We start from the raw sequence: 12,292 nt of genomic DNA on the forward strand, positions 1-12,292 counted from the left end.
TGCACATTTATTAAGAGAACTTATATTTCTTGAACAACGTTTTGAATCCAATTGGGCTACAAATTTTAAAAGAATGCTTTATGATGCTTTGGAACTAAAGAAAAAATTGAAACAAGAATGTTATAAATTCCCAGTAGCAGAAAGGGATAGACTAAAAAATAATTTAGATAATTTATTAGAAGAACCACTTGTTGAAAAGCAGAAAAAACTCCGTGCTTTTCATAAACGAATGAGAAAATACAAAGAGTATATTCTTACTTTTCTTGACCATTATAATGTGCCTTCGGATAATAATGCTTCAGAAAGAGCGATTAGAAATGTGAAAGTAAAACAAAAAGTATCAGGTCAATTTAAAACTGAAAATGGTGCACAGATATATGCAGTTATTAGATCAGTAACAGATACCTGTATTAAGAATGGTCAAAATATTTTCGCTGCTTTTAAAACTATTGCTGTTTTAAAGGCTGAATAGTTACAAAATTTATAATATGTTCAAAAAATTACTTTTTTTAGGGATTTTTTCTCTAACTTTTTCTGTCAGTGCGCAAATTAGTCTCATGAAAGACATCAACACAGGCTCTGACGATGGAAACCCAACAAATTTTTACGTTTATAACGATGTTCTTTATTTTTATGCAGAAGATGAAACTGGCACTAATACCAATGGAACTGATTTCGGAAAAGAACTTTGGGTAACTGACGGTACCACAGAAGGCACAAAATACTTTGGAATAGATTTTAGAACAGGAACCTCTAATGGTAGTCTTGGAAACTTTTTAGAATTTAATGAAAAACTATATTTTACTGCCTGGGACAACGCTGTAGCTGGTTCAAGAATATTTGAATCAGATGGCACTGTGGCTGGAACCTTAAGTACTAATAATGGTTTTTCAATTTTTAATCCAAAAGTTATTGGCAATAAAGTATACATGTCGAATACTACTGGTAAAACTGTCGTAGATAGTAACAACTCTTTTTATGAATTTGATGGTACCGATTTTAGCGCTGTTCCCGACTCTGGCAATGGGTTTCCGCAAATTTCAGGAGGAAATTTCAGTAAATTAGGAGATAATTTAATCATATTATATATGAGATATTTGGTCACTGATGGGGCTGGAGGTTCTACAGATGCAAACGGATCTAATTTTGAGCCTTTTGTTTATAATATTACAGATCAAACCTATACATTATTGGCAGATATAGATCCGGGTGATGAAAATTCATCTGTGAGTAACTTAACAGAGCTAAATAATAAAGTATATTTTGAAGCAGAAGGCGAACTGTGGGAAACTGATGGAACTACAACAGGAACTATAAAAGTTTCTGCAGCAGAAACAGCAAATATTTCTGGTGTAAGTAACTTGTATGCTTGGAATGATACATTATTTTTTGAAGGAAATGACAATACTTCTGATCAACTTTGGGTATTTAATCCTGCACTAAATACAGTAACAAATATTAGTAAGATTGACGGTAAAGACCATAACCCTGTTCATTTTGTTGCTCATAATGGATACGTATATTATGCCGGTGAAAATGATGATAGTACTACTGATTATTTGTACAGAACTAACGGTACAACAATTGAACAACTGGACAATACAACCATTGCAGATGATTTAGTCGTTTACCAAGATGCAATTTATTTTGAAGGAGAATCAAGTAGTGATACTGGTAGAGAATTATATAAATTAGATCCATCAACATTAAGTATTCAAAACGTTGCTTTCAATTCAATTTCTATATACCCTAACCCATCTAAAAACAAAATCTATATTTCTCATAATTTAAGTGATGAAATAGCGTTTTCTATTTCAGATATTAACGGAAAACAATTGATCAAAGGAAATTTAATTGATAATACCATTCAACACAATTTAAATTCAGGAATGTATTTATTAACATTGATTACCAACTCTGCAAGCAAAACACAAAAAATTATCGTGGAATAAACACTCAAAATATACAACAACTTCGATATCCTTAAAATTAAGGATACCGAAGTTTTTTCTTTTAATATGATAAAACTAAAGCTCTTAATTTTTTTAGTATTCTTCTCTTTTTCTTCTTTTAGTCAGCAAGAAAGAAGAATTTCTGGCGTCGTTTTAGAAGCCGCAACAAATCAACCTTTACCCAGCGCAGCTATCTTTATCAAAGGAACTAAAAAAGGAGTCACCGCAGATTTTAACGGTAAATTCTCCTATATCGTGAAATCAAAAGAAGAAATTGAAAATGTTGTTTTACAAATTTCTTATGTTGGTTTTATTACAACAGAGATTAAAATCGATTCCAAATCTTTTTTTACCATCAAACTAAAAGAAGATGTTTCTAATTTAAACGAAATTATAATTACCTCTTCTTACGGAACTAAAAAATTAAAACAAGACATTGTTGGTAGTATCGAACATATAAAAGCAAAAGAATTAATTACTGAACAGGTGGTTACGTCTTTTGATGAACTTTTAGAAGGGCAAGCCGCAGGTGTTTACATAGAAAGAAGCGCGGGTTTAGGCGAAGAAGTAAAAATAAATATTAGAGGACAAGGTTCCTTAACACCGTTAACTGCAAATGCTGTTGGTACGTCTACACAACCTTTGATTATTGTAGATGGCATTATTTTATCAGAAGAAATAGGCATTGATGGTAGTAATTTTTTTGATGCTGGTTCTGGTAATTTATCAGAAAATATTTTAAATCCTTTAGCACGGATTGGCATACAAGATATAGAAAGTTTTAACATTTTAAAAGATGCAGCAGCTGTTGGTTTATATGGTGCAGATGCGGCAAATGGTGTTATTATTATTACTACAAAATCTGGCAAAAAAGGAAAGTTACGGTATAGTGCCTCGTATCAATCAGGTATTAGTTCGCCCATAAATCAATTTAAATACTTGAATGGCGAACAATATCAACACATCATCAATACCTATCATTTAAATAATGGTGATGTTAATAACGTGCAAACTTGGAATGGCGTAGACAGCAATTGGCAAAATTTATTAAACAGATCAGGCACTTACAGTAACTACAATTTTGGAATTTCTGGCGGCACAGAACACTGGAAATATAGAGCAAATATTGGCTATCAAATAAATAATGAAGCCCAAGAAAATAATAGTTTAAAAAGATTAAATACTAGTTTTGGGTTGGATTATAGAAAAGAAAAATGGAATGCTAGCATTCGATTTTCGCCCTCTATCGTTACTAAAAACACACCAAATACTTTGTATAATTTTGCATTGGCACCAACCATTGCTCCGTATACAGATAACGGTAATTTTAGTACGATTCCTATTTATGGCAATCCGTTAGCAGTTGCTAATCAGAATAGAAATGAAGCAATTACCAATGCCTTTTTAACGAGCATTTCTTTAAATTATCAACTAAAAGATAATTTAAAAATAAGTACTTTATTCGGAATGGATTTTTCTCAAAAAGATGAAGATCGTTTTTTCTCTGGCGCAAATGGTTCTGGCCAATTTAATGATGGTGATATTGGCAGAAGACTATTACGAGATAGAAACACGAATAGATGGAACTGGAACGCAAATCTTTTATACGATACAAAATTTGGCGAAAAACACACGTTTGATGCTTTATTAGGGATAGAAACCAGACAAGAAAAAGTTAATTTCTCGTACGCAAGAGGCGATGATTTTGAAATATTTGACAGTCCGCAACCCATTAATTTAGCAGCAGATCAAGATTATGTTGCCGATAGCAATCAAAACACAGGGAGATCTGTTTTTTCTCAACTTAATTACGATTTTGATAAAAGGTATTACCTCTTAGTTAATTTTAGAGTTGACCAAAGTTCTGCGTTTGGTACTGATAAAAACACCGCTTTAAATGGTGGTTTTGGTGCAGCTTGGATTTTAAGTAACGAATCTTTTTTTAAATCTAAAACCATTAATCTTTTAAAATTACGTTCTAGCTTTGGTTCTACCGGTAACTCAAGAATTGGCTCTTACAGAGCGTTGGGTTTGTATAGATTTCTTTTTAATGGCTATAATGGCAATAACTATGCAGAACCCATAACTGCTCCAAATCCTAATTTAGGCTGGGAAAGAAACATAAAATTTAATATCGGTTTAGATGTTAATTTCTTATCTATTTTTTCTTCAACATTAGAATTTTTTAGAGATCATAGAAAAGATATTATTACGTCGAGAGATGTGATACCAGAAAGTGGTTATAATCAGGTACAAATAAATGGCGCAGAAATGTACAATCAAGGTATTGAGTTCTCTTTACGTGCAGATTGGTTTAAAACCCAAAATTTTAATTGGTCTACAAACTTTAACATCACAAAAATCGAAAATAAAGTTACCTCACTATCTGGTTTAGGTTCTGAATTTTCTGGCGCAGAAAATGCCAGAGCTCAAAGAATTGGCTTTGCTACTTCTACTATTTGGGGATTTGATTTCATCGGAATAGATCCTGCAAATGGTAGAGAATTATACAACGTAAATGGCAATATATACGACGGTAGTTCTGTTGCAGAAAATTTTACAAATGTAGATTGGAAACCTATTGGCGATTCTCAACCCGATTTTTTTGGTGGATTGAGAAACACTTTCAAATACAAAAATTTTAATTTAAGTGTGGCACTATCGTATGCTTTTGGACAAGATATTTTAGTTGATCGGAATTTAGTGGATAATTACAGAGTACTTTTTAATAGAAACTTAAGTGTAAATACTTTTGATGAAGCTTGGCAACAACAAGGTGATATTGCAAATTACCCCTTAATTGCCAACAATAATAGAATTATTTCAAACGCTTCTAAATATTTATTTGATGCTTCACACATTAAATTAAACGCCGTAAATTTAAGTTATCAACTGCCGGTTTATAAAACTAAAATACCGCTAAAAACAGTAAGTATTTTTGTAAATGGCTCTAATTTGCACTATTGGTTTGTGAGTAAATCACCAAAAAATAAAAACGGCGTCGCTGAATTTAGGAGTGCGTATCCAGAGATGAGAACCTTTTCTGTAGGCATAAATACAAGTTTTTAAACATGAAAAAAAAGTATCTATACAGTATCATATTCTTTTTAGGACTCTATTCTTGTAGCGGTTTTTTAAATCAAGAACCCGATTTACAAATTTCTATTGATGAGCAGTTGTCAACAAAACAAGGAGTTTTAGAGGCGTATGCTGGGGTTTACCGAAATGTAGAAGCTATTTTATCAGGAAACTTTGCAGGCTATGCAGATGCTTTGGGTGGTAATATTACGTTTACACCTTTTGGTACCCAAAAAAATATCATTGTTCCTCAAAATATTGAAAATGTCTACAATTTTAATGCGAATGAAAATGACTTAGATTTTGAAGATTATTATGATGATTGGTATAAAGTTATCAATCAAGTAAATTTAATTTTAGAGCGTTCTGTTGATTTTTCTTTTTTGATAGAGGAAGAACTGCATCAATTAAAAGCAGAATTATTAACGATAAGAGCGTTGGCACATTATCAAGTGAGCTTGGTATTTGCACAAAATTATAATTTTACAGCTGATGCATCTCATTTAGGAATTGTTTATGTAACGAATACCTTAATTGCAGGTGTAGATTTTCCGGCGAGAGAAACCATGGCAGCAACCTATATTTTATTGCAAAAAGATCTAGAGGATGCATTACTAATATACAACAACACGCAATTATTAGGTGGTATAGAAAAATCATATTTTAATAGTATGGCTGCACAGGCATTGTACGCAAGAATTGCCTTACAAATGAACGATTGGCAAAAAGCACAGGAATTTTCAAATACAGTAATTACAACTTCTGGAATTTCGTTACTTCCTAAAAATACCTACATTTCTGAATGGGAAAAACCAGTGGATGCGATTAGCGAAACTATTTTAGAATTTGCTGCACCAACAACTACAGAAGGCAGTGTTTCATCATCTATTGCAGCCTCAAATTTTTCGTATACGAATGCTAATAACTATGCAGATTATGTAGCTTCTATAGCTCTTTTAAACCTGTATGAACCCCAAGATATTAGAGCAAATATGTTTTTAGAAAAACCCCTAAACACAAATATTAACGGCGTTTTATTACCAATAAATTATAATTTTACTAAAAAATTTCAAGACGATGCGGGTACTTTATATCTTCGTTTATCAGAAATGTATTTAATTAGGGCGGAGGCAAATGCAAGGTTAAATAACAATAATTTAGCATTAAATGATTTGAATATTATTAGAGAAAGAGCCAATACAGCTATTTTAAATAATACCAATACTATTTTAGAAAACATTTTTTTAGAACGCAGAAAAGAGTTGGCTTTTGAAGGACATTTATTATTTGATATTGCGCGTTATCAAAAAGATATCGAACGGAGTTCAGATTGTATTGCAATTGTTTGCAACTTAAAGTATCCATCCAACTTTTATATATTGCCGATTCCGTTTTCTAGTATTTCTTTAAATCAAAACATCAAACAAAATGAAGGGTATTAAATTTTTATTGCTTTTTTTGGTCTTTTTTTTAGGATGCACAAATGACGAAGATTCAAAACTTTTTAATTCAGAAACCGATAGTTTTGTGCGCTTTTTTATGTTGGTGAATAACAACAATCAGGTATTAGAATATCCTGAAATTAGTGGTGGTTTGCAAGCTGTTTCATCCTATGAAAAAACTAATTTTAGAGTTTTAAAAATTCCCGTTGCGGTAAGCACTGTAACTTCTGAAAATATTACGGTTGATTTTACCCAACAATTTGCAGGTAATTTATCTGAAAGTGATCTTATCATCACACCTCAAAACAAACAACTTACGTTTACAAAAACTAAATTAGTCGACACTATTTTTGTGCAGCACACGAGCAGAATCACATATGATAATAAAGGATCAATACGCTTTGAAATAACCAATATCAGCAATGAAAAAATACAGATTGGCATTGACAATGAAAACAAGAACAGTACTTTAAAAATTGATTTTTTACCAACATCAGAGACCATTTACACCTTTGAGAAAAATCGTACAGAAATTGCGGGTATAAAAGGCAGTATTGTCGATTTTAAAATATTATTTCCTAACGGGTTTTTAGCTTCGGAAATTACGGGTAAAAACCTCTTTAAAATATCGAATGCTTTTGATATGACTACGATACGAAAGCAAATTACATCAAACAGAGAAATTAGCTTTACAGCAACCTTAAATGAAAATTTATCAGAAGACACCTCTTTTGATGCCTTATTAAATTTGGAACAAATTGATAACTATGCGAAAGGTGCGATTAAGACATTTCAAATTAACAAACCTTTTAATGCAGACAGAAGTAATTCGTTAAATATTGCTGGTAATTTTTATAATGATAACGAAGCAAATTATCGATTAAGAGGAGAATATTGGAGACCAGACAACGAATTTCCCGGACAATGTGAGTGGTTTAATACCAATGTATTTTCTGTACCTGTTGTTGTTATGGCGAATCATCCAAACGCTATTCAAGTGGAAGGAGAAAGTACGCCAGAGACTTCAGATGACGTGTATTATCATAGATACAGAATTGGTATGGTAAGTCCGATTTCAGGAAGAACAACAACGCCGTTTGCATTAAAAAGTCTGTTAATTGGTGAGTCTTCAGACAATTCTACGGGACTAAATATTATTGAAGCTTTAGAGTTTTTTCCTGATGCAGGAAATAGTGAAACCTTTGGAACCGTTTCTGTAGTTTCACAAAATTTAATTATTGTAAGCAGAACCGATGGTAAAAGTTATAACGTGCCTATCTTAGGAACCGGAACCTATAAAGTTTTAGATATTGCTACAAATTTATGGCGAATTGACATCGATGTTACCTTCGATTTTTCTGAAATTAACGGCACTGTAAAAACATTACCTTATGTTTATTTTAATTTATCTTTGCAACCAGAGCCTGAAGAACCTCTAAATATTGATGCTTGTTTTGAACCTATTCAAATTTAATTTTGATGAAAAAAATCGTTTTTTTAGTGCTCACAGTTTCACTACTTTTTAATTGTAAAAAAAAAGAAGATACGTATACAGACATTCGTTATTTAAGAGAGGTCTATGCCCAAACAGATACTTCTAAATGGCCAGCACCAATGTTAGATTCTTTAATTGATAAAAGTAAATTTCAAGATATTGGTTTATTACCAAAAGTAAAATTCCCAGAAGATAATCCGTATTCTAAAGAGAAAAAAGAATTGGGTAAATTTTTGTTTTTTGATGCACGTTTGTCTAAAACCGGTCAAGTTGCTTGTGCAAGTTGTCACAATCCAGAATTGGGTTGGACAGATAATATTACCCGTTCTTTTGGACACGATAGATTGACCAGCAACCGCAACGCCATGACCATTAAAAATGTAGCTTTTGCACATACCTTATTTTGGGACGGACGCTCAAGCAGTTTAGAGGATCAAGCTTCGTTTCCTATTTCAGATCCTGCAGAAATGAATACCGATACCAATATTGCTGTTAACAATATTGACAAAATTACAGGGTATAAAACTTTGTTTAAAAAAGCTTTTGGCAATGAAGAAGTTACTTTAGATAGAATTTTAAAAGCAATTGCAACTTATGAAAGAACAATTGTTAGTAGAAATAGCAAATTTGATCGTTTTATAAAAGGTAAAAAAGAATTATTTACAGATGAAGAAGTTTTAGGCTTGCATTTATTTAGAACAAAAGCAAGATGTCTAAACTGCCACAATACACCTTATTTTAGCGATAACCAATTTCATAACGATGGGCAGGCTTTATTTGGCACAAAAGACGAAGATTTTGGCAAATATTATGCAACAAAAAATTTAGATGATTTAGGAAAGTTCAAAACGCCTACTTTAAGAGAGGTTAGTGAAACAGGGCCCTGGATGCATCATGGTCATTTTCCAACATTATTAGATGTTGTAGAGTTTTATAATTTAGGGAACCCTGCTCCTATTCAAAAAAGATACGTAGGAAAAGGTAGAGATTCTTTAATACCAAAAACCTCTACCTTATTAAAAAGACTCGATTTAACAAGAGAAGAGGTAAAAGCAGTTATTGCTTTCATGGAAACTTTATCTACAAGAACACAACGAGTAAATATTTCAAAAATGCCAAAAGAATAATTGGTTATTATCCTAAAACACTACTTTTATTTAACTCTTTTATAAAGGGCTGTCGGTACAATCTCTTGCCTAAAGCTGCATGAATTGCATTGGCAACAGCACCACCTGCAGGCGGTAAACCGGGTTCTCCTAAACCTGTTGGTGATAAGTTATTTTCTACAAAATGAACCACTACTTTTGGCGTTTCTTGCATTCTAATTAAACGATACGTATCAAAATTTTTGAATTCTGGTTTTCCTTCTTTAAAAGAAAAATCACTGTACATCGCATGCCCAATACCGTCTAAAACACCACCTTCAACTTGATTTCTTGCTCCTGTAGGATTTACAACTATACCACAATCAACTGCAACTGTAACTTTTTTAAGTACAGGGAAACCGTCTTTTAAAACAATATCTGCAACTTCTGCAACGTGTGTATTATGACTATAATAAGCAGAAAAACCTTGATAAACCCCTTCTTCTGTTTTACCCCAATTGGCTTTTTCTCTCACTAATTTAATAGTGTCCTCCATTCTTTGACCAGAATATTCAATTTTTTCATCTGTTGTTCCTTTTACATTTTGCAGTAGATCTAAACGCAATTGAATCGTATCAACATTTAATTCAGAGGCCAATTCATCAAAGAAACTTTGTTCTGCAAATGCCAAAAAGTTTGTGTAAGGCGCTCTCCATGCTCCCGTTGTAACATTGCTTTTATAGCTTTCTGTATCTACTTTAAAGTTTGGAATACAGCCTGCAGGAAAAAAGTTAGAGATTGCACCATACATACTGCCACCAATAGCAGCCTCTTTTAGATAATATCCAGATACTTTTCCGTCTTTTAAAGCAGCTTTTATTCTATACTTTACAGCCGGTTTATAAATACCTGTAGTCATATCATCTTCTCTTGTAGAGATTAATTGAACAGGTTTTTTAATTGCATCTGAAATTTCTGCGGCTTCGTACACGAAGTCTCCGTACAATCTTCTTCCAAAACCACCGCCCATTCTTGTCATATCTAAATGAACCTTATCCAGCTCATACCCCAACAAATCTGCAACCACTTGTGCTGCGTATTCTGGTGTTTGTACAGGACCTGCTAAATGTACTTTTTCTGCCGTTACATTGGCGTAAAAATTCATTGGTTCCATACAATTATGGGGTAAAAAAGGCGAGTGATACGTTTTTTCTATCACCTTATCTGCACTTGCAAAAGCTTTTTTGATATCACCATCTTCTCTTCTTGTATTAAACTTTTCACCATCTAAAATATCAGTTAAAACTTTATCATGCATTTCTGTGCTTTCAGCTTCAGTGACCGTTTTCCAGGTTGCTAAAAGTGCTTTCTTACCTTTTATTGCTGCCCAAGTGTTTTCTGCTATCACAACAACTTTATCTGTTTCAGATACTACAAACGTCCAATTACTTTTACCAGATTTTAAGTAATCTCTTACCTTATCTCCTATGGTAATAACATCGAGTACACCTTTTACTTTTTTTGCTTCAGTAGCATCAAAACTTTCTAAAACTTGACCAAAAGCTGGAGGTCTTAAAACGGATGCGTACAACATTCCGTCAGCTTTATAATCTAAACCAAAAAGTGGTTTCCCGGTAATAATTTTATCAATATCTACATTTACAATTTCTTGACCAATAATTGTAAAATCTTTAATCTCTTTTAATTTTACATCTTCAGGAACCTCTAATAAAGCAGCTTCATTTACAACCTCTCCGTATCCAAATTTATCTCCATTTGCATTGGTAATTATTCCTTTTGATGTTGTGCAAGAACTCGCTTCTACATTCCATTTTTGTGCGGCAGCATTTACCAACATTTGTCTGGCTGTTGCTCCTGTTTGTCTTAAAGCATCCCAACCAAAACGTATAGATTGACTGCCACCCGCAAGTTGTCTTGTAAAATTATTGGTATCTAAAGAACCTTGCGAAACGGCTACGTTTTTCCAATCGATATCTAATTCTTCTGCAATAATCATTGGCATCGATGTTTTTACACCTTGCCCAATTTCTGGATTTGGAGAAAAAATAGTGACATAACCCTCATCAGAAATTTTTATAAACGCGTTAAAATCGTTAAAATTTAGACTGGCAATATCCACTGGCATGACAGCTTCTGCCTTACAAGCCGTTAAAAAGTTGAAGCCAATTAATAAACCACCACTTACTAAAGCTGATGTTTTTAAAAAGTTTCTTCTGCTAAAATTTGTATCTATTTGAGATTTCATTTTTGTTAGTTTTTAGATTTCCGTTACCCAATCTAGTCGAGTATATATGCTACGGAGATGACAATTTAAAGGTTTTCCTCTTCATAAAGTTTCGAAGAATTTCTTTTCTATGATGACATTTTTTCTGATGCAACTTTTACTGCATTTTCAATTCTATTGTAAGAAGCACATCTACAAATATTACCATTCATAGCCTCTCTAATGTCGTCTTCAGAAGGATTTTTATTTTGGGATAAAAATGCAGAAGCTGTCATAATTTGTCCTGATTGGCAGTATCCACATTGTGGCACATCGAGCTCTTTCCAAGCTTCTTGAACCGGATGTTTACCATCCGTAGAAAGCCCTTCGATTGTTGTTATTTTTTCATCACTTAAAATAGAAACTTGCAGCTGACAGCTTCTTACAGCCACGCCATCTAAATGCACAGTACAAGCACCACATTGCGCAATACCGCAACCAAATTTTGTACCAACTAAATTAAGTTCGTCTCTTAAAACCCATAATAAAGGGGTATCTTCATCTGCTGTGAACGACTTTTTTTCTCCGTTAATTTGTAATGTATAGTTTGGCATAGAAAACTGGTTTTATATTATCGAGGTAAGTTACAAAATTTGTAGTCATATTTTTATTTTAATTTTATCAAAAAAAAACACTTAATTTATATTTTAAATAAGGAAGTTTATACAGTAAAATAATTAAGAATACTCTCATGAGTATCTCGAAATAAACACCTATTTTTGTTTAAGGTTTTAGTAAAAACGCTAAACCATTACCCGCTCAAGAGTTAAGCGGTCTTCATAAATTATACTGAAACCATTAAAACAATTAATATATACGTATTCTTTTTGTCAAACTATTTGGTATCAAAACTCGTATTAATTCAATTTTTAGGATAGCAAAAGTAATACGTAAATTAGGGCTAAAACTAGGTTTAATTATTTAAAAAAAGCAATTATCTAAACACAAAAAGTTGC

Annotated in this window: 8 protein-coding genes; 6 read left to right on the plus strand and 2 right to left on the minus strand. The window is 32.6% G+C overall.

The features are described 5' to 3' along the window. The 6 genes from ES044_RS11780 to ES044_RS11805 form a co-directional block, all read left to right on the plus strand. Positions 1–472 (plus strand): IS66 family transposase (locus ES044_RS11780; protein WP_147119550.1); only part of this gene is annotated, 472 nt, incomplete at its 5' end. A gap of 16 nt (positions 473–488) precedes the next feature. Then, on the plus strand, positions 489–1,952 hold the full coding sequence (locus ES044_RS11785; protein WP_147187178.1) for a T9SS type A sorting domain-containing protein: 1,464 nt from the start codon (positions 489–491) through the stop codon (positions 1,950–1,952). A gap of 66 nt (positions 1,953–2,018) precedes the next feature. Then, positions 2,019–5,021: a SusC/RagA family TonB-linked outer membrane protein gene (locus ES044_RS11790; RefSeq protein WP_147187180.1), complete on the plus strand. Its 3,003-nt coding sequence runs from the start codon at positions 2,019–2,021 to the stop codon at positions 5,019–5,021. 2 nt (positions 5,022–5,023) lie between these two features. Continuing rightward, complete coding sequence (locus ES044_RS11795) at positions 5,024–6,472, plus strand: RagB/SusD family nutrient uptake outer membrane protein (RefSeq protein ID WP_147187181.1); 1,449 nt, start codon at positions 5,024–5,026, stop codon at positions 6,470–6,472. Next, positions 6,459–7,946: a hypothetical protein gene (locus ES044_RS11800; protein ID WP_147187183.1), complete on the plus strand. Its 1,488-nt coding sequence runs from the start codon at positions 6,459–6,461 to the stop codon at positions 7,944–7,946. The genes ES044_RS11795 and ES044_RS11800 overlap by 14 nt, the downstream gene beginning before the upstream one ends. Positions 7,947–7,951: 5 nt before the next feature. After that, entirely contained in the window at positions 7,952–9,094 is a 1,143-nt protein-coding gene (locus ES044_RS11805) for a cytochrome-c peroxidase (protein WP_147118026.1), read from the plus strand. Positions 9,095–9,101: 7 nt separating this feature from the next. Here the strand turns inward: ES044_RS11805 and ES044_RS11810 are convergent, their stop codons facing one another. Both ES044_RS11810 and ES044_RS11815 read right to left on the minus strand, forming a co-directional pair. Then, positions 9,102–11,318, minus strand: coding sequence for a xanthine dehydrogenase family protein molybdopterin-binding subunit (locus ES044_RS11810; protein ID WP_147187185.1), 2,217 nt, complete (start codon positions 11,316–11,318; stop codon positions 9,102–9,104). A gap of 107 nt (positions 11,319–11,425) precedes the next feature. Then, positions 11,426–11,890 carry a (2Fe-2S)-binding protein gene (locus ES044_RS11815; protein ID WP_147187187.1) on the minus strand — a complete coding sequence of 155 codons (465 nt, stop codon included), beginning with the start codon at positions 11,888–11,890 and terminating at the stop codon, positions 11,426–11,428. Between the last annotated feature and the right edge of the window lie 402 nt (positions 11,891–12,292).

Origin of the sequence: Polaribacter sp. IC066 (assembly GCF_007997085.1) — a bacterium.
GTDB lineage: Bacteria > Bacteroidota > Bacteroidia > Flavobacteriales > Flavobacteriaceae > Polaribacter.

Excerpts from the sequence above, each read along its gene's own strand:
- ES044_RS11785 (WP_147187178.1), top strand. The coding sequence starts at position 489 with ATGTTCAAAAAATTACTTTTTTTAGGGATTTTTTCTCTAACTTTTTCT.
- ES044_RS11790 (WP_147187180.1), top strand. The coding sequence starts at position 2,019 with ATGATAAAACTAAAGCTCTTAATTTTTTTAGTATTCTTCTCTTTTTCT.
- ES044_RS11795 (WP_147187181.1), top strand. The coding sequence starts at position 5,024 with ATGAAAAAAAAGTATCTATACAGTATCATATTCTTTTTAGGACTCTAT.
- ES044_RS11800 (WP_147187183.1), top strand. The coding sequence starts at position 6,459 with ATGAAGGGTATTAAATTTTTATTGCTTTTTTTGGTCTTTTTTTTAGGA.
- ES044_RS11805 (WP_147118026.1), top strand. The coding sequence starts at position 7,952 with ATGAAAAAAATCGTTTTTTTAGTGCTCACAGTTTCACTACTTTTTAAT.
- ES044_RS11810 (WP_147187185.1), bottom strand. The coding sequence starts at position 11,318 with ATGAAATCTCAAATAGATACAAATTTTAGCAGAAGAAACTTTTTAAAA.
- ES044_RS11815 (WP_147187187.1), bottom strand. The coding sequence starts at position 11,890 with ATGCCAAACTATACATTACAAATTAACGGAGAAAAAAAGTCGTTCACA.